The following is a 21,304-nucleotide window of genomic DNA, read 5'->3' on the forward strand; positions in this document are numbered from 1 at the left end:
CCGCGTTCCCGAAGCCTTTTGCTGTCCGTCCCCGACGCTCCGGGTATGAAGGAGTCGCTGATGGACGTTCTCTGCTGCCCGATGGACAAGTCAGAACTCGAACTGGAGGTCGACGAGCGCGCGGACGACGAGGAGGTCCTCGCCGGCACGCTCGTCTGCACGGAGTGCGGGGAGCACTACCCCATCGAGGACGGCATCCCGAACCTCCTCCCGCCGGACATGCGCGACGACGTCCCCGCCTGAACCTTTTTTGCACTCGCTCGTGAGGTAGATTCGTGGTTGACACGCTCACCGTCCACCTGAGTCGCGGGGAACTCCACGAGGTCGCCCCAGCGACCGCCGACTTCGAGACGGGCGGGACGTTCGAGCTGGAACTCGTCAATCACGGGCGCGCCAGTCACGTCCACGTGCATCCCGACGACGCGCTCGCTCGCGGCGTTCGCCTCGACGAGTCGAACCTCTACGTGGAGACGGACTCGACGCGCGTCGTCGCGGTCGAGGTCCCGGACGGCCCACGGCCGCTCCGCGGCGCGCTCGATATCTCGGCGGGCTACGGCGCGACCGGGTCGTCGGTGGCCGTCGGCATCGTCGACGAACCCGAGCCGGACCTGCCGGTCGACGAGACGCTCGCGGCACCCGAGTCGACGGACGGCGACGACCCGTCGCTCGACCGCCTGCTCGCCGAGGAGAGTCTACCCGTCCTCGCGCTCGGCGCGGTCGCGGTCGCCATCGCGCTCGGTGCGGCGTTCGCGTTCGGCGACGTCGTCGTCGCGACTGGCGCACTCGTCGTCGTCGCGGGCGTCCTCGCGGCGGTGTACGCGCTCGTCGCGGACTGACGGCGTTCGCGCGAGCCGACTCGGCTGGTTCGGGTGATCGATTGGGTCGCCTGGAACCGTGTCAGTCGTCGCCGTCGGTCGGGACGCCACAGAGGTTGCCGTCCTCGTCCATGCGTTTCTCGCGGAGGTACCGCGTCCGCCAGCGGTTCGCGTCGTGCCGGAAGTCGGCCTCGCGGACCTCGTCGACGTCGCCGTCCGCGACCGTGTCGACTATCGCTTCGAGCTGTTCCTTCTCGCTCGGCGTCAGCTCGAACTCGTAGGTCTGTGCGTCCTCGCCCTCGAGCTTCGTCCACTTGCGGGCGGCGGAGACGACCATCGAGCACGGCTCCCTGCAGGGGAACGCGCCGACGCCGCCGTCGGCTTCGAGGTCGGTGTCCTCGTCGTACCCCCACTCGCGGCGCTTCAGGCACTCCGAGTCCGCACAGCAGCTCTCGGCGACCCGTTCGACGTGCTCGGTGCCCTCGCCGCGGTTCCACGTCTGGACGACGCCGTAGATGCCGGACTGGCGCGCCATCGCCGGCTCCCAGTGGTCGACGTCGAGGTTCCCCTCGCGTTCCCGATGCCAGTTCGCGATGGTCGCCGGATAGATGGACTCGACGACCGCGACGACCTCGCCGCTGGTCAGCTCGGGGAACCGCCAGCCGGCGGGGAGCGTCGGCGCGGTCTTCAGCGGCCGGTAGCGGCCGCGGTCGTCGAACTTCGCGACGTCCCGGGCGTCCCGGACGTCGCGGTGCTCGTCGAGGTCGTCGGGGTCGGCGTCGGCGTCGTCGACGTGCCGGACCTCGTACCGCCGATAGCCGTCGTCAGCGAGTTCGACCGACAGGTGAAGCTCGCCCCACTGTCGTTCGATGCCGCGTTCGAGCGCGCGATAGCGGTCCAGAACCGCCGTCGGTTCGTACGTCGTCCCGTGGGTCGCGTCCCCGCCGTGTCCGCGCGTCTCCGTCGGCGCGTCGTGGTCGGCGACGCGCTCCACGTACCGGAGGAAGTCGAACCGCGCCGAGCCCGCCGTCGGCGCGACGTCGTGCCAGAAGTACCAGTTCGAGACGTGCTCGGGGTTGGCTCGCGCCACCCGACGCAGTTCCTCCTCGGAGAGCCCGCCGCGTTCCAGGTCCGAGAGCTCGAACCGGTACCCGTCGTCGCGGCGCGTGACGTGCAGGCCGTCGAACGCGAGGTCGTCCTCGACCGTCACCGCCGCCGACAGCGCCGTGAGTTGCTCGTCGTCCATCGCTCAGGCCTCCGTGACCGCGGCGTCGCCGGTGTGTTCCTTGACGTACTCGACGGCGTCGGCGACGTCGGCGCCCGCGTCGAGCGTGCGCTCGAGGACGACGTCCGCCATCAGCGGCTCCGTGCCGACCGCCCCCGCGTACCAGAGGTAGTGGCCGTCGACCTTCGCCGGCGTCTCCCAGCCCTCCCTGTAGTCGTCCGTGAGCCCCATGTCCTCGGGGATGTCTTCCTGCGTGTGATAGCCGTCCGCGACGAACAGCGGGACGACGACGACGTCCTCGCTCTCGAAGAAGTCGGTGACGTCGTCGACCTCGGGGTCCTCGTCCATGAACAGCGCCTTCACCTCGTCGAACCGCCCCATCTCGCGGATGCGGTCGGCGTGGTACTCGATGGCCTTCGCGGAGTTCTCGTTGCGTTTCGTGCCGTGCCCGACAACGGCGAGCCCGAACCCGTCGCCGACGTCGGGGTCGCCCGTGACGGTCTCGGCGCGTCGGACGATGACGTCGCTCATCGCGTCGTGCGTTCCGGCGGGCCCGCAGTAGTGCACGGTCTTGTCGACGTCGCTCGCGCGGAGCGTGACGTGCGTCGCGCTCGTCCCGTCGGACTCCCACGCGTCGGGGTCCCAGTCGCCGAGCCGGAGCTCGCGCGGGATGACGTCCTCGGTGAAGTACCCCTCAGAGATGAACAGCGGCACGACGTACACCTCCTCGCTCTCGAGGGTCCGCAGGACCTCCCGGAAGTGCGGTTCCTCCTTCCAGAACGCCTCGCGAACCTCGTCGAACGCGTCCGTCTCGCGGATGGTGTCCGCGTGCGCGTACGTCGGCGTGCTCGACTCCGGGTTGAGGTGCGAGCCGTGTGCGACGATGACCAGCGCTTGCATACGTTCGCGTCCGGCCCGCACGCTCTTAGTGGCATCGTCGCGGGATGCGGGATTCGGTCGGCGCCGCGACCGGACCCGGCGGCGGTCGGCGCGCGGCCGACCGCAACGCCTAACCTGCACGCTCCGGGAACTGCCAATCGAGATGACACGAACGCGCACGGTCCTGGTCCTCGCGGCCGTCGCCGCCGCGGTCGTCCTCGCCGGCTGCCACGTCGATACGGTTCGGTCGACGACGACGCCACTCCCGGACGGCGACGACGCCGCCTCGACGTACCGCGGCCTCGGGAACGTCACCGGCGACCTCCGGGTCGAGATTTCGTCCGGTGACCGCACGAACCGGTCGACGCTCCGGTTCGCCGCGGAGGTCGGCACCAGGAACGCCCGCCAGCGCGTCACGGCACCGGCCTCCCATCGCGGGAACGTCTTCGTCTCCAACGCTGACCACTACTGGCAGTACAACGCGTCGACGGACGTCGCGCAGCGGTACGCCCACACCGCGGCGACGTTCGACGCGACGTTCGGCACGGGCGACGGCAGCGGGTTCGGCGAGTTCCTCGCGGCCGCGTTCGACGCCGCGAACGAGAGCGACGGCACGGTCTCGGACCTGCCGAACGTCGGCGTCGGGCCGGCCCCGACCGTCGTCCGCGGCGACGACGAGACGTCCGTCGCCGCGCCGTCCGCGAACGTCAGCGCGTTCGCCGTCTCCTACGACGGCACGGAGACCGTCGAGGGCGAACGCACGCACGTCCTCGTTGTCGAACCCGCCGCTTCGAACGCCACCGCGGTCGAGGACCTCACCATCACGTACTACGTCGACCAGGAGCGGTTCTTCCCGGTGCGCGTCGACCGGTCAGCGACCGTCGACGGCGACGACTGGTCGCACGTCATGACGTTCTCGAACCTGAACTACGGCGCGAACGTCTCTGCGTCCACGTACCGCTACGAGCCGAGCGAGAGCACGGAGGTCGTCGACTACGCCACGGGCGTCGTCCGGTTCCCGACGGTGGCGGCGCTCGCGGCGAACACGTCCGTTCCCGTCCCCGACCCCGGCGTCCCCGACGGGTTCGAGTTCGCGTACGCCGCCGGCATCGACCTGAACGCGACCGGCGGCCAGGTCCTGTACTCGAACGAGTCGACGGTGCTCGTCGCCGGCCGCTACCTGAGCGACGGCATCATCCAGTCGCGCGAACGCGAGGTCGCGGAGCCACTCACCGTCGACGGTCACCGCGCGCTCTACACCCAGCTCGGCCGCTCGCAGGCGGTGTACGTCTACTGCGACGAGTACGTCGTCTCCGCCGCCAGCATCGGCCCGTACCCGCGTGACGCGCTCGTGGACCTCGCCGCGTCGCTCGACTGCGGCGACGGCGAGTCGACGCGTACCACGACCCCGTTCGAGGCCGATATACTCCCGGTCGAGGCCAGCGGACCACCAGCTGAGGCCGCTGACCTCCCTAGCGAGGCGGGTAGACTCTCCGCGAACGGTCCCGGTGCGCCCGTCGCCCGAGGGGAGTAGAGCGACGCGACCGTCGTCCGCGACGGAGCGGTCTCGCGAGGACCTCTCAGGGCCGACGGTGGAGCGCGTACACGATGCACGCGACCCCGGCGAGCTGGGACCCGCGCACGGCGACCTGCCACGCCGGCCGCAACACCGCCGGTGCGAGGTCGTACTGGAACGCGACGCTCCCACCGAAGCTCAGACCGAACGTCACCGCGGTCAGGAGGACGAGCCCCAGCGACAGGAACTTCATCGGCGTGCTGTCGTTCCGCACGAACCCGCGGTACGCCTGATAGCCGACGTAGAGCCCGAGGGCCGTCGATGCGAGCGCCATCGCGAGCAGCACGACCTGGAGCGGGTCGAGACCGCTCAGGACCGAGCCGGCGCCGTCGCTGGACTCGCTGCCCGCGTCCGCGGCGAGCGGGACGCGCACGGCGGTCGCGTCCGCGGCGACGAGCGCACGCCCGAGGTCGCCAGGTGGTGGTAGTACCCCGAGCATGGTTAGAGGCGCTCGAACATATCCGTGAACCTGTCCGCGACGTCCGTCTTCGTTTCCAGTTGCATCTCGAATGTCCCCTCTGAGAGCGCCAGTTCGACGCGCGAGAGCGCCGTGACGTACACGCTGTGATGGTTCCCGTCGCCCCATACCTCGGTCTCCTCGACGAGCAACCCGGCGTCGACGAGGTCGTCCACGCGCCGGTAGACCGTCGGGAGCGACGCGTCGATCGCGTCCGCGAGCTCCTTCGCGGAGCGCGTCTCCTCGCTCGCTGCCGCGAGGATGTCTCTGGCGTAGTCGTCGTCGAGCAACCCGACGACCGTCCGCACGTCGACGTCCTCCGGCACACCCGCACCGTCCAACCGGACCGACTTAAATCGCAATCGTCGCTTTCGGACCGAGAAACCGGTCGTCACCGACCGCACCCCGCGAGTTGGCGACCTGGAGTCGACCGCGGTACTTTTCTCGCCGGCCGTCGCGCGTTCGACCATGAGCCTCGCCGAACGCACTCGCGACGCCGCCCGCGAGCAGCCGTTCCTCGTCGACGCGCTCCGAGCGGGCGTTGCGAACTACTCCGCTGCCGCACGGTTCCTCGACGTCGACGGCGACCAGGACGCGGTCGCGACCGCACTCCGCCGGTACGCCGAGGACCTCCCCGACCGCGAGCCGACCGCGCGAGACGTCCGCGTGACGATGGAACGCGGCGTCGGCCGCCTCCGTGACCCGGAGAACGCGAACGCGCGAGAGGTCCTCCTCTCGGTCTCGGGCGCGGCCTTCGGTGCGACCGACGACGGCAAGACCGCGGTACTCGCGACCGGCGACGTCGACCTCGACGGCGTCCGCACGACCCTCGACGCGCTCGCCGTCGACGACGTCGCCGTCGACGCGCTCGCACACGCCGACGACGTCGTCGTCGTCGTCGTCCCGCGGCTCGACGCCGCGAACGCCCTCCGCGCCATCGAACGCGCGTTCGACGCCGTCCCGTCCGGGCCCGCGGTCACCGACCGACGCTGACCGACCACCTTCCGCGTGTACGCCACCCGACGCTGCCCGACCGCCTCCCTCGCACACCTCTAACGCATCGCTGGTCGACGGTCTCGACGCGCGAGACCGAGGCTTTTTCTTGCGTTCCCGGGGTAGAGGCGGGCAATGACCCTACACGTCTCGAACACGTTGACGGGCGAACGCGAGGTCTTCGAGCCCCAGGACCCCGACGAGGTCCTGCTCTACGTCTGCGGGCTCACGACCAGCGACCCCGCGCACCTCGGGCACGCCCGCCTCTGGGTGGCCGCCGACGTCATGCATCGCTGGCTCGAACACGAGGGCTACGACGTCCGGCACGTCGAGAACTTCACGGACGTCAACGAGAAGATCGTCGCCCGCGCCGGCGACCCCGACCTCGGCGCGGACGAGAGCGAGGTCGCGAGCCACTACATCCAGGAACTGCTCGCGGAGATGCGCGCACTCAACCTGAAGCGCGCCGAGGTGTACCCGCGCGTCAGCGAGCACGTCCCCGAGATCGTCGACCTCGTGGAGACCCTCGTCGAGAAGGGGTACGCGTACGAGGCGAACGGCTCCGTCTACTTCGACGTCACGAGCTTCGAGGAGTACGGGAAGCTCTCGAACCAGCAGGTCGAGGACATCGAAGAGCAGGGCGACCCCGACGAGCTCGCGGAGAAACGGCATCCGGCGGACTTCGCGCTCTGGAAGGGCGACGGCGTGAGCGCGGACGCCGTCGACGAGCACCGCCACCCCGACCACCCGGACGCGGGCGACGCGGACGCCGAGCCCCCGAGCGGGCAGACGTGGGCGTCGCCGTGGGGCGACGGGCGGCCGGGCTGGCACATCGAGTGCTCGGCGATGAGCATGACGCATCTCGACGACACCATCGACGTCCACGTCGGCGGCCAGGACCTCGTGTTCCCCCATCACGAGAACGAGATCGCGCAGAGCGAGGCGGCGACCGGCGAGCGGTTCGCGAACTACTGGCTGCACGTCCGCCTCCTCCAGCGGAAGGGCGAGAAGATGAGCAGCAGTCTCGGGAACTACTGGTCGGTCCGAGACGGCCTCGACTCGGTCGGCGGGAACGTCCTCCGAGCGTTCCTCGTGTCGACCGCGTACCACAACGAGGCGGTGTACAGCGAGGACACGCTCGCGGAGGCCGAGGAACGCTGGGAGCGCCTGGAGCGCGGGTACGAGACCGCGGTGGCGGCGTGCGACAGCGAGGCCGCGCGGACCAAGGTCACGGACGGCGACCTCCGCGACGCGGTCGCGTCCGCTCGCGAGGAGTTCGCAGCCGGGATGAACGACGACTTCAACACGCGGAAGGCGGTGACGGCGCTCATGGACCTCACCGCCGCGGTGAACAGGCACGTCGACGGCCGCGACGCCTACGACTACCGCGCGCTCCACGACGCCGTCGACGCGTACGAGGAACTCGGCGGCGACGTCCTCGGGTTCGCGTTCGACGCCGCACCCGACGGCGAGGCGGACGTCGCAGGCGAGGTCGTCGACCTCGTCCTCCAGGTTCGCGAGGCCGAACGCGAGGCGGGGAACTACGACCGCGCCGACGAACTCCGCGACGAACTCGAAGCGCTCGGCGTCGAGGTACAGGACACCGACGACGGCCCGACCTATCGGCTCTGAACGCCGAGACCGCGCGTGGTCGACGCACATCGGAGACCGACGTTCCTTGACCGGTGATTTATATCCCGTGAACGGTTCGGGACGCGTATGCGATTCGACAAGCGAACGATGGTCGCGCTCGCGCTCGCCGCGACGCTCGCGACCGCCGGTTGCCTCGGCTTCCTCTCGGGAACGACGTCCGTCGAGGCGTCGCCTGCGGTCGTCGCCGAGGAAACCGCGAGCAGTAGCGACTACGAGAAGGCGGAAACGCGCGACCTCAGCGTCAACCGGACGTTCTCCGCGGCCGACCAGGAACGCACGGTGAAGGTCACGAACTGGGCGGTCGAGTACCACAAGACCGTCGACATCGGACCGCTCGCCGAGCAGAAGGCGGCGGTGTTCGCGACGTTCACGTCGCCCGAGGTGAGCGCGTTCGGGCAGTCGTTCAACCCGCTCTCGCGACTCGGGACGAAGGACTTCGCGAAGCGCATGCAGGGCCAGTACCAGGGCCTCACCATCGGCGAGGAGGTCGACAAGACCACCGTCGCGGTCGCGGGCGAATCCACGAACGTCTCCCAGTTCGAAGGGACCGCGACGTTCAACGGCCAGGACGTCGACGTCTACGTCGTCGTCAGCGAACCCGTGAAGCACGAGGGCGACTACGTCGTCACGATGGCCGTGTTCCCGCAGGCGATGGACGGCGAGTACGAGACCGTCAAGGAACTCATGCGGGAAATCGACCACCCGACGAACGCGACCGACGCCTGACGCGTCGAACGCTCGACGACCCGCGGTCTTCGTTCTCACAGCCGTACACCCCACAGTGAGGAGAGGTACTGACGCGATGAGACCTGCGTCTGTCGCAAGTGACGGATTCGAGAACCGAGGCGAAGACGCAGTGCGGCCTACGAATCGGTTACTGGACGGGTGCGCGTCGCGCTACGGGCGCCGCGAGCGTCCTCGACCCGGTAGTCGACGACTGGTACGGCGTCGTGGTGGGCGTCGACGGCGGCGACACGACGCTCGCCGGAGCACCAAGGCCACCGGCAGGCTGGATGTTGTTCGCACCGCTGTTGTTCACCGCGACCGTGTGCACGCTCACTTTGAGGAACGTGATCGGCGGCGGTAGCACGCCGTCGTCGAGTTGGAGCGTCGGCTTGACGCTGTCAAGTGATTCGTCGTACTTCACGGACGTTGCCTGCCCCATGTAGGTCGGGCCGCCAACCACGGCGCCGGTCAAGCCAGCACTCCCGGTCGCGACACACATGTCCCACCCGTCGCAGTGACTGCCTCCGCCACCGACGACCGCTGGGTTTGCCTCTCCGCCTTCACCGGACGGGGACAGTACCGGTTCGCTACGCGGCGCGTAGACGGTCCCGACGAACTGGGATTTATCGCCACCCGTTATCGCGACGAGCATGTCTGAAGTACCGTATATCTGGAAGTGCTCGGCTCCCGCACTCTTCGACGCGCCAGCACCACCGTTCTGCATCCCGAAGTTACCGGTCGAGTAGATTCGAAGTGCATGCCCACTGCTCGTCCCGGTGACGTCGATCGAGCCCTTATCGACCGCCATGTCTCCGTCTACGATTAGCGTGATGTTCCCACTCGAGAGGTCGAACTCCACGCTGTCCCCAATCGAGAATCCGTCCGAATCGTAGTACGTCCCTGCAGTGACCTTGTTCGAGACTGATTCGACGTTGAGCGGCTTGATCGAGGTGTCGGTTCCATCTGCGACGACGTCCTCGGCGTTCTGAACCTTGCGCTTGATAGCGGAATCGAGTTCATAGAGGTTGGATTCGACGTTCTCTTTGCCGTCGGCCTCTTTGTTGTTCTTACACGAGTATATCTCTCCTGTAGCAGCGAGCGAATCAGGTGAGTCCTTGTTGTCGATGCAGATGTCACCGCTGTCGCCACCGGTTGCGAGCACGCCGTCGTCGAAGTCGCCGTTCGCGACGGGCTTCCCGAGCTTCACCTTCACCGTCCCCTTGTCGCCTGCCGGGGAGTTGTCGACCTCGACGGCGACGTCGTTGGTCTGCGTGCGGAAGTACTGCGCCCAGCCCTCGTAGTACTTGCTCGTGATGTAGAGCGTGACGAGTTTCCCCTCGACGTAGCCGACGTTGTTGATCGGGGATTCGGTCTTTCGCTTGTTGATATTGAGCTGGCCTGCCTGGACGGATTCGTCGCCGTCGAGTGCCGGTATCGGGAACGTCAACGACCCGTTCTGGTACTCGACGGGCGGCCGGGAGACCATCCGTGAGTCCTCGCCGGCACCGCGCCAGACGCCGCCGGCCTGGTACGCGATGGTCTCACCGCTCTGCTCGTAGACGAGCGATCCGACCTGCTCGTCGACGATCTCGTTGCCGTCGATGACGACGCGGATACGGCCCGTGTTCTCCTGGCGGAACGCGGCGGTCTGGTCCTGGATGTCGAACTCCATCGACCGGTACTTCTGGCGGCCGAACGCGACGCTGGAGACGTCCTTGTTGAACTGCCGGAACGTGTTCTCGACCTGTTGTTCCTGCGCCGTGTCCTTGGACTGGTCGACGGTCGCGGTCCCGACGACGAGCAGCGACACCGACGCTGCCGCGACGAAACCCATCATCAGGATTACCGCGAGGACGGTCGATGCCCCGCCGTCGTCGTCGCGTATGGTCCTCATTCTTCGCGCGTCAGTCGCCACCGTGACGCACCTCGTGGTGACTGACGTCCGTATCCCTGCCCCGAGGGGATTGGCGCCTCATTACAGCCATAGAAAGCGTCCCTTACCAAATGTATGACGTAAAGGTGCATTGGAAAACGAGGAAAAAATAGCGGCCCAATACGGTATTACTATCTTTTATGCAGAGGAAGGATTTTTTAGCAACGCTTAGGAGGGATATAGTCTTGTCTTAGCTAGCGACTATTTCCAATAGTATCTGTGGCCGAATGGTTCGAGCCTTGAATTGTAAAGCAAGCGGAGAGAAACGAGTGCTTGAGGACGACCACACGTCTTCAATCCGTGCCTGAACGACGCTTCCCCGGTCAGTTACCGGTCCACTCCGGTTCCCGGTCCTCGAAGAACGCGTCGATACCCTCGTCCTTGTCCGCCGACGAGAACAGGAGCGCGAACAGCTCGGCCTCGTACTCGATGCCCTGCTCCAGGTCCATCCGGGACCCCGCCTTCACCGCCTCCTTCGCCAGTTCCAGCGCCAGCGGACTCTTCTCCGCCATCCGCCCGGCGAGCTCGTACACGCGGTCGTCGAGCGCGTCGGGCTCGCAGACCTCGTCCACGAGGCCGATGTCCGCCGCCTCCTCCGCGTCGACGAGTTCCCCCGAGAGTATCAAGCGCATCGCCTGCCCCTCGCCGACGAGCCGCGGCAGGCGCTGCGTGGCGCCACCGCCGGGCATGATACCGAGGTTTATCTCCGGCTGTCCGAGCTTCGCGTCCGCGCTCGCGATTCGGACGTCGCACCCGAGCGCGAGCTCGTTTCCGCCACCCAGGCAGTGCCCGTTGATGCGCGCGACGACCGGCTTCTCCAGGTCGTCGACGTACTCGTAGACCCGCGGCCGCTTCGACGCCTCGCGCTGCTCGACGGCGTTGCGCTCCCGGAGCTCCGAGACGTCGGCGCCCGCGACGAACGCCGACGACTCCTCGGACCCCGTGAGCACGACGACGCGCACCTCGTCGTCGTCCTCGACGGCGTCCAGGACGTCCTTGAGCTCGCGCCGGACCTGCGCGTTCAGCGCGTTCCGCTTGTCCGGCCGTTCGACCGTCACCGTCGCGACGTACTCGGCGTGGTCGCCGACCGACGCCGAGACGAGGTCGCACTCGCCCGCGACGTCGACTACTCCCATACCGGCCCCTCTTCGTCGTCGCGGTCGACCTGACCGGCCGCGGCGGCGTCCTCACTCACGCCCACGATCTCGCCGTCCTCCCAGACGTAGAACCCCTCACCGGTCTTCCGTCCGAGCTTCCCGGCGCGGACCTTCCGCCGGAGGCTCTGGGGTGGCTTGAAGCGCTCGCCGAGTTCCTCCCGGAGGTGCTCGAGGATGTCCAGGCGGACGTCCAGCCCGACGACGTCGCCGAGTTCGATGGGACCCATCGGGTGATTGTACCCGAGCTCCATCGCGGCGTCGATGTCCCGCGGGCTCGCGACGCCCTCCTCGACCATCCGCATCGCCTCCACGCCGAGCGTGACGCCGAGTCGGCTCGTCGCGAACCCCGCCGAGTCCCGGACGACGACGGCCTCCTTGTCGAGGTCCTCGGCGAAGTCCGTCGCGAACCGGACCGTTCGCTCGCTCGCCTGCTCGGGGACGACGACCTCGACCAGCCCCATGATGTGCACGGGATTGAAGAAGTGCAGGCCGACGGCGCGCGACGGGTCGTCGAGGACGCTCGCGATCTCGGTGACCGAGAGCGAGGACGTGTTCGACGCGACGATCGCGCCGTCGTCGACGACCGCCTCGATCTCCTCGAACGTCGACTGCTTGAGGTCGACGGACTCCGGGACCGCCTCGACGACAAGGTCGGCGTCCGCCGCCGCCTCGTCGAGGGCCGTCGTCGTCGAGATGCGGTCGAGCGTCGCTTCCTTCTCGTCGGGCGTGACCTTGCCGCGGTCGACGCCGCCCTGGAGGTTGTCCGCGATGGCGTCGACGCCCTCGTCGAGGACGGTCTCGTCGATGTCGCGCATCGCGACGTCGTGGCCCGCCATCGCGCTCACCTGCGCGATGCCGTGGCCCATCGTGCCGGCTCCGAGTACACAGATACGCATACCAGAACGCGCGACGGCCTGGCAGGTAAGCGTTGCCCGTTCCGGGCGTCGCCTCACCGACGTCCGGCGGGCCGCACCTTGAACCCGTACCGCGTCACGCCCTCCTGCGTGTATATCCGGCGGACGGTCGCGACGACGTCGTCGCCCACGGAGACGTCGCCGCCGTCGACGTCCGTCACCTGCGCGGGTGCGCTCACGGTGTCGTCGCTCGCGGGAGCGTCGAACGCGACGACCACGACGTCGAAGTCGCCGTCTCGCTGCTGTTGTTGCGCGAACTCCGGCGGTGCACCGCCCTGCGATATCGTCGTCGCCGCCTCCACCCGACCCGTCCCCGGTAGCTGAACGTCCTCGTAGCCCGCCATCGAACGGCAGTCGCCGCACGCGCCCTCCGGCGGGAACGCGAGCGCACCGCACTCGGTGCATCGCCCCGCGACGAGCCGATGCCGCTGCGGGAGCGTCCGCCGCCACGACGGCACGCTCACGTACGCGCCACCGCCCTCGGGCGGGTCGTCGGGAACGACCTCGTCGCGGAGGCGGAGGTACTCGGCGTACGAGAGCTCGCGCTCGTCGTCGCGCTCCAGCGCGAGCGACGCCGGCATCGCGCCGTCCGCGTCGACGACGAACGCGTCCGCGCCCGCGCCGCTCCCGTAGCCCGCGACGAGCACGCGACGGACGTCCGGGTCGTCGAGCGCGCGTGCGAGCCCCAGGAGCGCGCTCGCCGCGCCCGTGTCGCCGAGGTCGTGCACGGTCGCGACCCGCTGTATCGCGTCGGTGTCCACGCCGAGCGCGCCCGTCGCGCGATACGGCATCGAACCGTCCGGCGCCTGCACGGCGGCCGCGTCCACGTCCACGCCGCCATCGGTCGTGCGCGCGTCGAGCGCGCTCGCCGCGCCGGCGAGCGTCTCCGCGAACGCCGCCCGGTCGTACGACGTCACGCCGAGCCCGTCGACGCGCTCGCTGCCGCGCTCGCGGAACCGCGTCCCCGGGGTCGGGCGCGCGAACGACCCGCGATAGAGCGCGTTCGCCGGCCCGCCGTCCACGACGACGAACGCCACGGCACCGGCGCCCGCAGCCTGATCTCGCTCGCCAGCGGGCTCGCCCTTCGGGCAGTCACTCGCGACGACGAGCGCGTGCTCGCCGTCGTCGAGGGCCGCGTCGAACCCGGCGGCGAGCGCGCGCGTCCCGGCTCGCGTACTCCCGCCGAACGACTCGAAACGAGCCGTCTCGGGCACACCGAGCGTGGACCCCAGACGGATCGAGACGTCCTCCTCCTCCACGGGCGGCGTCGTCGACGCGAACGCGAGCAAGCCGACCGAACTCGCGTCCGTCCCGTCCGCGTGCAGCGCGTTCGTCGCCGCCTCGTACGCCATCGTCAGCGCGTCCTCGTCCGCGCCCGGGACCGCCTTCTCGCCGACGCCCGACGCCTGCACCGACCCCCACGCCGCCTCGACCTCGCTCGCCGACAACCGGTTCCGCGGTGCGTACGCGCCGACCGCGCGGATGCCGTTCGACCCCTTCGAGCCCTCGACGTCCCCGTCGCGGGTGGCGTCGTCGCTCATCGCGCGCTCACCTCCGAGGCCCGCTCCAGGACGTGAACGACCGCCGCACCGCCGCTGCCACCGACGTTGTGCGTCACGCCGCGTTCGGCGTCCGCGACCTGTCGCTCGCCCGCATCACCGCGGAGCTGCTTGTACGCCTCCACGACCTGTCCCGCGCCCGTCGCCCCGATCGGGTGACCCTTGGACTTCAGGCCGCCCGAGGAGTTCACGACGACGTCACCCCCGTGGTCGCTCCGGCCGTCCGCGACGAACGCACCGGCGTCCTCCGGCGCGCAGAACCCGAGGTCCGCGTACGCCATCAGCTCCGCGATGGCGAAGCAATCGTGGACCTCCGCGAAGTCGACGGCGTCGGTCACGGCCCCCGCCTCGTCCGCGTCGATGCCGGCGCGGTCGTACGCGCGCTCGGCGGCCATCGCCGACGCCGGCACGCTCGCGTACGTGTCACGCTGGAAGAGCCCGACCGCGTCCGACGCCGCGCCGACGCCCGCGACCCGGACCGGGTCCGCCGAGAGCTCGCTCGCGACGTCCTCGCTCGCCACGAGCACCGCCGCCGCGCCGTCCGTCGTCGGACAGCAGTGATAGAGCGTGAGCGGGTCCGCCACCACCGGGGCGTCCCGCGCGTCCTCGAGCGTGCACTCGAACCCGAGCTGGGCGTGCGGGTTCTTCGCGCCGTGCGCGTGATTCTTCACCGCGACCTCCGAGAGCGCGTCGGGGTCGGTGCCGTACGCGTCGACGTGCGCGCTCGCCATCTGCGCGTACACTCCCGCGAACGTCGTCCCCGACAACCGCTCCCACTCCGTCTCCCCGCTCACGCCGAGCCAGTACCGGGTCGCGTCACCGGACGCGTCCGTCATCACCTCGTACCCGCCGGCGAGCACGAGGTCGGCCATCCCGGACTTCACCGCCTGCACCGCCTGCCTGACCGCGTACCCCGACGCCGCGCACGCGTTCTCCACGCGGGTCGTCGGTACCCCGTGTAACCCGACGTGCTCGGTGACCGCCGGCCCCGACAGCCCGATCTGTCGGCCGCCGACCCCGAGCGTCCCGAGGACGGCCTCGTCGACCGCGTCCGGGTCGAGATCACCGTCCACGGAGTCGACCGCTGCCTCGTACGCGGTCGCGAACAGCGACCGGTAGCTCTCCTCCGGGAACGAGCCGAAGTCGGACTGGCCCGCACCGACGACGTATGCCTCGCGCATGCCTCGACATGCAACGGCAGCGAGCATATAACTCGGGGAACCGCGCCTCGAACGGGGACCCCCGACATCATCTCACGCTGCGTGGTGGTGCATGGGGCTCGGTCCGCTGCGGGACGAACGGATAGAGAGGCGGACGGTCCTCGCGCTCTGGACCGTCGGACTCCTCGCTCTCGCCGGCGTCGCCGCGGTCGCCGCCCGACCCATCACTTTTCACCGAGAACGCAGAACTCGTCGATATGACGCGTCCCTCCGCGCGCGACGACCCGCTCCAGCCCGTTCGCGACGCCGTCAGAACCAGCATGCCCGCCATCGCCGGCTTCGGCGCACTCGTCGCGTTCCTCACCGGGTTCGTCCCCGGGTCGCCGCTCCTCGGCGGCGCGGTCGCCGGCTGGCTCGTCCGCGAGACCCGCCGCCGCGGCGCGCTTGCGGGCGCCATCGCGGGGGTCCTGTTCTCGCTCCCGTCGCTCGTCGCCCTCTGGGCGATCCTCGCGGTCGCGTTCGGCATCTCCTTCTTCGCCGTCATCCCGGCGGCGTTCGGGTTCCTCCTCGTCCTCTTCGGGCTCGCCGGCGTCGCGTACACGCTCGGCCTCGGCGCGCTCGGCGGCTACCTCGGCGTCGTCGCCTACCAGCGCCGCTACCAGCCGTCGTCGACCGGCGACGCCACGGGCGGTGCGCGGTCCCGGGACAGCCAGTTCGACGACACCCAGTTCTGAGCAGAAGCCGCCCCGAACGGGGATTCCCAAGCGACGGTCGCTAGAATCGTGATCGGCGAGACCCGTGATATTCGGTCTCTCGCCCCCCGAGAGACGGGGATCGATTTACTACCTCATACGTCGTACTGATGGTATGAACGAGTACTCAACCACCTCCGGTGCCGGCCGCTCCCGCAGCGGGTTCGTCAACGCGCTCCTCGGCGCTGTCGTCATGGTCGTCTTCAGCTGGATTCCCTTCGCGCCGGTCGTCGGCGGTGCGCTCTCGGGCTACCTCGAAGCCGAAGCGCGCGACGGGACGCGGTCGGTGTCGCGACGCGGGGTCCGCGTCGGCGCGCTTGCCGGCCTCCTCGCCGCCATCCCCGCGCTCCTCGTCATCGCACTCGTCGGGTCCGTGTTCACCGTCGGGTGGGTCGGCCTCGTCGCGTCCGGCGGCGGCGGCCCTCGCGTCGCACTCGGCCTCCCCGTTCTCGCGTGGGTTCTCGTCGCGGTCGTCGTCGCCGTCGCCGTCCTCTACCACGTCGCGTTCAGCGCACTCGGCGGCTGGCTCGGCGCGGAACTCGCCACTCGCGACGACCACGCGTCAGCGGGACACGACACCGGCTATCGCGACAGCGCTCCCGCGGAGCGACCGCTCGACGAGGCCGACGACGACGCCGACGGCGGACCGCGCTCTCGCGACGCGGACCTCGAGGACCGCTGACCCGGACACCTCTCGAACGGTCGTGAGTCGGTCCCCGGTGGAGGGCCTCCGGCGGGCCGGACGTCGGCGGTCCACGGCCGACGGTCGTCGCGTGGAAACGACCACCATCGTTTTTACTGACACCCCGCGAAGGCCCGGTATGGCTTACAGCTACGAACCCCACTACTTCGAGGACATGGAGGTCGGGAAGACGTTCGAGAGCGCCGGGCGGACCGTCACCGAGTCGGACTTCGTCTTCCACTCGATGTTCGCGGACGACTGGACGGAACTCCACACGAACGCGGAGTACAGCGAGGACGGCCCGTTCGGGGAGCGCATCGGTCACGGGCCGATGACGTTCATCCTCACCACCGGGATGGTCCAGCGCTGCGGGTTCGTCGAACGCACCGTCATCGCGTTCCTCGGCATGAACTACATGGACGTCCCGAACCCGCTCACCATCGGCGACACCATCAACGCCGAGTTCGAGGTCACCGACAAGCAGACCTTCGAGAGCCGCGAGGACGCCGGGCTCGTCGTCATCGACGGTACCACGTGGAACCAGGACGACGAGGTCCTCCTCGAGGGCGACATGAAGTTCATGTTCAAGAAGCGCGCCGCGTACGAGGACGACCCGGAGTCGCCCTGAGAGCGGGTCCGGAGAGCGCCCTGACGCCTCGGGGAGTCGGCGGCGGCGGACGCTCCGAACCCAGTGGATTTTTGTCACGATGGCGACGAGTGACTGACATGTCGGTCCTGTTCAGTATCATCGGGCTCGTCGTCGGTGGCATCGCGACCGTGTGGGGATACCGGCGTCGAGCGTACCACCAGGTCATCTCGGGGACGCCGACCTCGCGCGTCCTCGACGTCGACGAACCCGGACTCGTCGAACTCAAGGGCGAGGTCGCCGCGACCGGCGACGACGCGGGAACCATGCAGGCGCCGCTCTCCGGCGACACGTGCGTCGTCGCCGGCTGGGAGGTCGACGAGTGGAACGAGGGCGGCAAGAACAGCTCGTGGCACGAGATCGCCGAGGGCTACGACTCTGTGCCGTTCCTCGTCGACGACGGGAGCGCCGAGATACTCGTGCGCCCCGGCTCGGACGCCGACGCGAGCAACTGGACGTCGAACATCTCGCTTGATGGCCTCGACGACAGCGTCGCCGTCGACGGCGTGACGGTGGACTTCCAGCACCTGCGCGTCGAGCACCAGCTCGACCCGGACGACCCGACGCCGGCGCGCGTCGAGGAGTTCGAACGCCGCGCGCCCGGTATCGACGCGCAGACCGGCTCGGTGTTCAACGCCATCGACTTCGGGAACGCCCACGGCGAACGGAAGTACAAGGAGGGAATCGTGCAACCGGGCGACAGCGTGTACCTCCTCGGAGCGGTCGAACCGGCGGACGGGGACGCCCGTCCCGACCGACGGCTGCGGCCCGAGGACGCGGTCGTGACGCCCGCCGGCGACGACGAGTTCATCCTGTCGACGCGCAGCGAGGAGCAACTGTTGTCCAAGAGCCGGTACGGACTCCCCGCGATGGTCGTCGGCGCGGTCGTGATGGCCGCGAGCGTCCTCTACACCATCGGGCTCTGAACCGACGCGCCCCTCGAACCGCTCGCTCGGCGATTGCGAAGCGTTTTGCGTCCGCGCCTGGGACTACGCCGCATGGACGTTCGGTCGTACTTCGCGTCGTCGCGGTTCGCGGTGGTCGTCGCCGGCATCGCCGTCGCCATCCCCACCGGCTTCCTCGTCACCGACCTCCTCGGGAACGACTCGCTCGGATTCCTGACCATGTTCGTCCTCGGCGTGTCGGTCCCGCGGACGTACTCGCGGTCCTGGCCCGAGCACGACGACCGCCTGCACGCGGTCGCGTGGGCCATGGGAGCGTGTGCGGCCGCGCTCGCCGTGCTCCTCGTGGCGCACGTCGCAACGAGTGCGTTCCTCGACGAGTTCTGGGGTGCCGTCGGCGCGTTCCTCGTCGTCGAGGTGCTGCTGTCGGCCGTCTCGCGCTCGTTCGAGTCGGCCACCGAGTCCGCCGGCGACGACTCGGCGACGACGGACGTCGACGGCTCCGACTGACCGGGTTCGAGCGGTACGACCCATCCCTGTCGCGCGATGGGGTACGTTTTTGCGAGTGGCAGTACCAGGTCCAGACATGAGTCTCCCGGACGTGCTCGCGGACGAACCGCGGGCGATCGACACGCACGCCCATCAGCCGACCGAGGAGTTCCTGTTCGACGCCGGTGGCGAGATGATGCAGGACGCCGCCGAGCGCTTCGGGAAGGAGATGGTGCCCAACGACTACGAGCAGATGCGCGCGGAGTACGAGCGCGCCGGCATCGGGAAGGCGGTCCTGCTCGGGTGGGACGCGGAGACGAACACGGGGAACCCGCCGGTGCCGAACGACTACGTCGCCGAGGTCCGCGACGAGCACGACGACTTCTTCGTCGGATTCGGGAGCGTCGACCCGCTGAAGGACGACTGCGTCGAGGAGGCGATCCGGTGCGTGGAGGACCTCGACCTCTCCGGGTTCAAGTTCCAGCAGATCGCGCAGGGGTTCGACCCGAGCGACCCCGAGCACGAGGAACTCTGGAACACCATCGAGGACCTCGGCGTGCCGTGCGTGTTCCACGGCGGGAACTCGACGCTCGGCGCGTGCGCACCCGGTGGCCGCGGGCTGAAGATCAAGTACGGGAACCCGATGCTGCTCGACGACGTCGCCGCCGAGCACCCCGACCTCCAGATGCTCATCGCGCATCCCGCGTTCCCGTGGGAGAAGGAACAGCTCGCGATCTGCCAGCAGAAGGGGAACGTCTACATGGACCTCTCGGGGTGGATGCCGAAGTACATCGACGACCAGGTCCTGCATTACGCGAAGACCGTCCTCAAGGACAAGGTGATGTTCGGGACCGACTACCCGATGCTCGACCCGCAGGCGTGGATGGAGCAGTTCGCGAACCTCGAGTACAGCGAGGACGTCCAGCGCAAGCTCCTCTGGGAGAACGCCGAGGACTTCCTCGGACTCTGACCGCGGCCGACGTCACCGCGACCCGAACGCGGTCGCGTCGCCGCGGGCCCGCGCACTCGCTCGCTTTCACTCGGTTCCGGATTGCGGTAACTTTTGGTCGAACACGCGGCTTTTGAACGACCCTGAACGTAACGGACGTTGATGCACAAGCCGCTGCTGGTCACGGACTTCCTCGACCGCGCTCGCCGGCACTACGCCGACGAGACGGCCATCGTCGCGACGACTGGCGACCGCTACACGTACCGCGAGTTCGGTGCGCGCGCCGACGCGTTCTCCGCGTTCCTCCAGACCGAAGGCGTCGAGAAGGGCGACCGCGTCGCCGTCCTCGACCCGAACACGCACCACCAGCTCGAGGCCGCGTACGGAACGATGCAGGTCGGCGCCGTCCACACGCCCCTGAACTATCGGCTCACGCCCGAGGACTACGCGTACATCCTCGACGACGCCGGCGTGGACGTCGTCTACGCGGACCGCGAGTACGCCGAGAAGATTCAGGCCGTCCGCGACGACGTCCCCGTGGACGTGTTCGTGACGGACGACCCCGGCGCGGTCGACGGCGACTGGCGCGACGTCGAGGCCGAACTCGATGCCGCCGGCACCGACTACGAACGCCCCGAGATGAGCGAGGACGACGTCGTCACGATCAACTACACGTCCGGCACCACGGGCGACCCGAAGGGCGTCTGCCGCACGCATCGCGCGGAGACCCTGCACTCGTACCTCGTCACCGCCCATCACGAGATATCGGACGACGACGTCTACCTGTGGACGCTCCCGATGTTCCACGTCAACGGCTGGGGGCACATCTACTCCATCACGGGCAACGGCGCGACGCACGTCTGCACGCGCGGTGTCGACGCGGCCGACGTCTTCGACGCCATCCGGACCGAGGACGTCTCGTACCTGTGCGCCGCGCCCACCGTCCTCAACATGCTCATGGAGTACTACGACGAGCACGACGGCGACGTGCAGACCGGGGGCGAGAACGACGTCCGCGCCGCTACCGCGGGCGCTGCACCGCCCGAGTCCACGCTCCGGACGGTCGAGAGCGAGTTCGACTGGACGCTCATGCACGTCTACGGCGCGACCGAGACCGGCCCGCTCGTCACGACCTCGCACACCCCTCGGCATTTCGCGGGCAAGTCGGACGACGAGCGGTTCGGGCTGATGAAACGCCAGGGTATCGGGTACCTCGGCACCGAGGTGCGCGTCGTCGACGAGGACGGCGAGGACGTCCCGCGGGACGGCTCCACCATCGGCGAGATCGTCGTGCGCGGCAACCAGGTGATGGAGAAGTACTGGAACAAGCCCGAGGCGACCGAGGAGGCGTTCAGCGAGCGCCGCGACGGCTACTACCACATGGGTGACCTGGCGACGTGGGACGAGAACGGGTTCGTCGCCATCCAGGACCGCAAGAAGGACATCATCATCTCCGGCGGCGAGAACATCTCCACGATCGAACTCGAGGACGTGCTCTACGAGCACCCCGGGGTGTCGAAGGCCGCGGTCATCCCCGCGCCGAGCGACAGGTGGGGGGAGACGCCGAAGGCGTTCGTCGTGCTCGTCGAGGACGCGACCGTCGACGCGGACGGCCTGAAGGACTTCGTCGCGGACCGCGTCGCGGACTTCAAGCGGGTCACGCGCGTCGAGTTCGTCGACGAGCTCCCGGAGACGGCCACCGGGAAGGTCCAGAAGTACGAGCTCCGCCAGCGCGAGTGGGACGGCGAGGAGTCGATGGTCGGCCAGGGCTGACGCGACGCCGGACCCCGGGCGGGAGCGGCCGAAGTCGACCGCCTTTTGACGGTGCGTTCGCTAC

22 protein-coding genes are annotated in these 21,304 nt (G+C 69.1%); 13 read left to right on the plus strand and 9 right to left on the minus strand.

Annotated features, from left to right (window positions below):
- Positions 1-45 precede the first annotated feature (45 nt).
- Entirely contained in the window at positions 46-243 is a 198-nt protein-coding gene (locus SM754_RS13760; RefSeq protein ID WP_323676814.1) for a methytransferase partner Trm112, read from the plus strand.
- Between the two features lie 32 nt (positions 244-275).
- Positions 276-836: a DUF7524 family protein gene (locus SM754_RS13765; protein ID WP_323676815.1), complete on the plus strand. Its 561-nt coding sequence runs from the start codon at positions 276-278 to the stop codon at positions 834-836.
- A gap of 61 nt (positions 837-897) precedes the next feature.
- Here the strand turns inward: SM754_RS13765 and SM754_RS13770 are convergent, their stop codons facing one another.
- Both SM754_RS13770 and SM754_RS13775 read right to left on the minus strand, forming a co-directional pair.
- Positions 898-2,061: a DR2241 family protein gene (locus tag SM754_RS13770; RefSeq protein WP_323676816.1), complete on the minus strand. Its 1,164-nt coding sequence runs from the start codon at positions 2,059-2,061 to the stop codon at positions 898-900.
- A 3-nt stretch (positions 2,062-2,064) separates the two neighbouring features.
- Positions 2,065-2,940, minus strand: a complete 876-nt coding sequence (locus SM754_RS13775) for a CbiX/SirB N-terminal domain-containing protein (RefSeq protein ID WP_323676817.1) — start codon at positions 2,938-2,940, stop codon at positions 2,065-2,067.
- 142 nt (positions 2,941-3,082) lie between these two features.
- On the opposite strand from SM754_RS13775, the gene SM754_RS13780 reads away from it, so the two are divergent.
- On the plus strand, positions 3,083-4,453 hold the full coding sequence (locus SM754_RS13780) for a LolA family protein (protein ID WP_323676818.1): 1,371 nt from the start codon (positions 3,083-3,085) through the stop codon (positions 4,451-4,453).
- 46 nt (positions 4,454-4,499) lie between these two features.
- Here the strand turns inward: SM754_RS13780 and SM754_RS13785 are convergent, their stop codons facing one another.
- Both SM754_RS13785 and SM754_RS13790 read right to left on the minus strand, forming a co-directional pair.
- A complete protein-coding gene (locus SM754_RS13785; RefSeq protein ID WP_323676819.1) occupies positions 4,500-4,934 on the minus strand; it encodes a DUF7521 family protein in 435 nt (144 codons plus the stop codon).
- Positions 4,935-4,936: 2 nt separating this feature from the next.
- Positions 4,937-5,278 carry an ArsR/SmtB family transcription factor gene (locus SM754_RS13790; protein WP_323676820.1) on the minus strand — a complete coding sequence of 114 codons (342 nt, stop codon included), beginning with the start codon at positions 5,276-5,278 and terminating at the stop codon, positions 4,937-4,939.
- A gap of 142 nt (positions 5,279-5,420) precedes the next feature.
- On the opposite strand from SM754_RS13790, the gene SM754_RS13795 reads away from it, so the two are divergent.
- From SM754_RS13795 to SM754_RS13805, 3 genes are all read left to right on the plus strand, one after another.
- Positions 5,421-5,945 carry a DUF7523 family protein gene (locus tag SM754_RS13795; RefSeq protein WP_323676821.1) on the plus strand — a complete coding sequence of 175 codons (525 nt, stop codon included), beginning with the start codon at positions 5,421-5,423 and terminating at the stop codon, positions 5,943-5,945.
- Between the two features lie 135 nt (positions 5,946-6,080).
- Positions 6,081-7,577 (plus strand): cysteine--tRNA ligase, encoded by a 1,497-nt coding sequence (gene cysS, locus SM754_RS13800; RefSeq protein ID WP_323676822.1) that lies wholly within the window; start codon positions 6,081-6,083, stop codon positions 7,575-7,577.
- Positions 7,578-7,664: 87 nt separating this feature from the next.
- On the plus strand, positions 7,665-8,324 hold the full coding sequence (locus SM754_RS13805; RefSeq protein ID WP_323676823.1) for a DUF6517 family protein: 660 nt from the start codon (positions 7,665-7,667) through the stop codon (positions 8,322-8,324).
- Positions 8,325-8,472: 148 nt separating this feature from the next.
- Here SM754_RS13805 and SM754_RS13810 read toward each other — a convergent pair whose 3' ends face one another.
- From SM754_RS13810 to SM754_RS13830, 5 genes are all read right to left on the minus strand, one after another.
- On the minus strand, positions 8,473-10,218 hold the full coding sequence (locus SM754_RS13810; RefSeq protein WP_323676824.1) for a DUF7289 family protein: 1,746 nt from the start codon (positions 10,216-10,218) through the stop codon (positions 8,473-8,475).
- 362 nt (positions 10,219-10,580) lie between these two features.
- Positions 10,581-11,393 (minus strand): enoyl-CoA hydratase/isomerase family protein, encoded by an 813-nt coding sequence (locus tag SM754_RS13815; RefSeq protein WP_323676825.1) that lies wholly within the window; start codon positions 11,391-11,393, stop codon positions 10,581-10,583.
- Positions 11,384-12,310, minus strand: coding sequence for a 3-hydroxyacyl-CoA dehydrogenase family protein (locus SM754_RS13820; protein ID WP_323676826.1), 927 nt, complete (start codon positions 12,308-12,310; stop codon positions 11,384-11,386). Before SM754_RS13820 ends, SM754_RS13815 begins: the two co-directional genes overlap by 10 nt.
- A gap of 53 nt (positions 12,311-12,363) precedes the next feature.
- Positions 12,364-13,869 (minus strand): zinc ribbon domain-containing protein, encoded by a 1,506-nt coding sequence (locus tag SM754_RS13825; protein ID WP_323676827.1) that lies wholly within the window; start codon positions 13,867-13,869, stop codon positions 12,364-12,366.
- The gene (locus SM754_RS13830) at positions 13,866-15,068 is read right to left on the minus strand and encodes a thiolase C-terminal domain-containing protein (protein WP_323676828.1); all 1,203 of its coding nucleotides are present in this window, start codon (positions 15,066-15,068) and stop codon (positions 13,866-13,868) included. Before SM754_RS13830 ends, SM754_RS13825 begins: the two co-directional genes overlap by 4 nt.
- Before the next feature lie 236 nt (positions 15,069-15,304).
- Between SM754_RS13830 and SM754_RS13835 the strand changes: the two genes are divergently transcribed.
- The 7 genes from SM754_RS13835 (at position 15,305) to SM754_RS13865 (ending at position 21,240) form a co-directional block, all read left to right on the plus strand.
- The gene (locus SM754_RS13835; RefSeq protein ID WP_323676829.1) at positions 15,305-15,781 is read left to right on the plus strand and encodes a DUF5518 domain-containing protein; all 477 of its coding nucleotides are present in this window, start codon (positions 15,305-15,307) and stop codon (positions 15,779-15,781) included.
- A gap of 133 nt (positions 15,782-15,914) precedes the next feature.
- Entirely contained in the window at positions 15,915-16,481 is a 567-nt protein-coding gene (locus SM754_RS13840; RefSeq protein WP_323676830.1) for a DUF5518 domain-containing protein, read from the plus strand.
- A 139-nt stretch (positions 16,482-16,620) separates the two neighbouring features.
- A complete protein-coding gene (locus SM754_RS13845; protein ID WP_323676831.1) occupies positions 16,621-17,109 on the plus strand; it encodes a MaoC/PaaZ C-terminal domain-containing protein in 489 nt (162 codons plus the stop codon).
- 98 nt (positions 17,110-17,207) lie between these two features.
- The gene (locus SM754_RS13850; RefSeq protein WP_323676832.1) at positions 17,208-18,053 is read left to right on the plus strand and encodes a hypothetical protein; all 846 of its coding nucleotides are present in this window, start codon (positions 17,208-17,210) and stop codon (positions 18,051-18,053) included.
- A 72-nt stretch (positions 18,054-18,125) separates the two neighbouring features.
- Positions 18,126-18,539, plus strand: a complete 414-nt coding sequence (locus SM754_RS13855; RefSeq protein ID WP_323676833.1) for a hypothetical protein — start codon at positions 18,126-18,128, stop codon at positions 18,537-18,539.
- Positions 18,540-18,615: 76 nt separating this feature from the next.
- Entirely contained in the window at positions 18,616-19,488 is an 873-nt protein-coding gene (locus SM754_RS13860) for an amidohydrolase family protein (RefSeq protein WP_323676834.1), read from the plus strand.
- 141 nt (positions 19,489-19,629) lie between these two features.
- Positions 19,630-21,240: a long-chain-fatty-acid--CoA ligase gene (locus SM754_RS13865; RefSeq protein WP_323676835.1), complete on the plus strand. Its 1,611-nt coding sequence runs from the start codon at positions 19,630-19,632 to the stop codon at positions 21,238-21,240.
- Positions 21,241-21,304 lie beyond the last annotated feature (64 nt).

This window comes from Halorubellus amylolyticus (genome assembly GCF_034808145.1).
In the GTDB taxonomy this organism is placed as follows: domain Archaea; phylum Halobacteriota; class Halobacteria; order Halobacteriales; family Natrialbaceae; genus Halorubellus.

Coding starts and splice junctions, on each gene's coding strand:
- SM754_RS13850 (WP_323676832.1), top strand. CDS start 17,208: ATGTCGGTCCTGTTCAGTATCATCGGGCTCGTCGTCGGTGGCATCGCG.
- SM754_RS13830 (WP_323676828.1), bottom strand. CDS start 15,068: ATGCGCGAGGCATACGTCGTCGGTGCGGGCCAGTCCGACTTCGGCTCG.
- SM754_RS13855 (WP_323676833.1), top strand. CDS start 18,126: ATGGACGTTCGGTCGTACTTCGCGTCGTCGCGGTTCGCGGTGGTCGTC.
- SM754_RS13775 (WP_323676817.1), bottom strand. CDS start 2,940: ATGCAAGCGCTGGTCATCGTCGCACACGGCTCGCACCTCAACCCGGAG.
- cysS (WP_323676822.1), top strand. CDS start 6,081: ATGACCCTACACGTCTCGAACACGTTGACGGGCGAACGCGAGGTCTTC.
- SM754_RS13845 (WP_323676831.1), top strand. CDS start 16,621: ATGGCTTACAGCTACGAACCCCACTACTTCGAGGACATGGAGGTCGGG.
- SM754_RS13865 (WP_323676835.1), top strand. CDS start 19,630: ATGCACAAGCCGCTGCTGGTCACGGACTTCCTCGACCGCGCTCGCCGG.
- SM754_RS13860 (WP_323676834.1), top strand. CDS start 18,616: ATGAGTCTCCCGGACGTGCTCGCGGACGAACCGCGGGCGATCGACACG.
- SM754_RS13770 (WP_323676816.1), bottom strand. CDS start 2,061: ATGGACGACGAGCAACTCACGGCGCTGTCGGCGGCGGTGACGGTCGAG.
- SM754_RS13780 (WP_323676818.1), top strand. CDS start 3,083: ATGACACGAACGCGCACGGTCCTGGTCCTCGCGGCCGTCGCCGCCGCG.
- SM754_RS13805 (WP_323676823.1), top strand. CDS start 7,665: ATGCGATTCGACAAGCGAACGATGGTCGCGCTCGCGCTCGCCGCGACG.
- SM754_RS13825 (WP_323676827.1), bottom strand. CDS start 13,869: ATGAGCGACGACGCCACCCGCGACGGGGACGTCGAGGGCTCGAAGGGG.
- SM754_RS13810 (WP_323676824.1), bottom strand. CDS start 10,218: ATGAGGACCATACGCGACGACGACGGCGGGGCATCGACCGTCCTCGCG.
- SM754_RS13795 (WP_323676821.1), top strand. CDS start 5,421: ATGAGCCTCGCCGAACGCACTCGCGACGCCGCCCGCGAGCAGCCGTTC.
- SM754_RS13785 (WP_323676819.1), bottom strand. CDS start 4,934: ATGCTCGGGGTACTACCACCACCTGGCGACCTCGGGCGTGCGCTCGTC.
- SM754_RS13815 (WP_323676825.1), bottom strand. CDS start 11,393: ATGGGAGTAGTCGACGTCGCGGGCGAGTGCGACCTCGTCTCGGCGTCG.
- SM754_RS13760 (WP_323676814.1), top strand. CDS start 46: ATGAAGGAGTCGCTGATGGACGTTCTCTGCTGCCCGATGGACAAGTCA.
- SM754_RS13840 (WP_323676830.1), top strand. CDS start 15,915: ATGAACGAGTACTCAACCACCTCCGGTGCCGGCCGCTCCCGCAGCGGG.
- SM754_RS13835 (WP_323676829.1), top strand. CDS start 15,305: ATGACGCGTCCCTCCGCGCGCGACGACCCGCTCCAGCCCGTTCGCGAC.
- SM754_RS13820 (WP_323676826.1), bottom strand. CDS start 12,310: ATGCGTATCTGTGTACTCGGAGCCGGCACGATGGGCCACGGCATCGCG.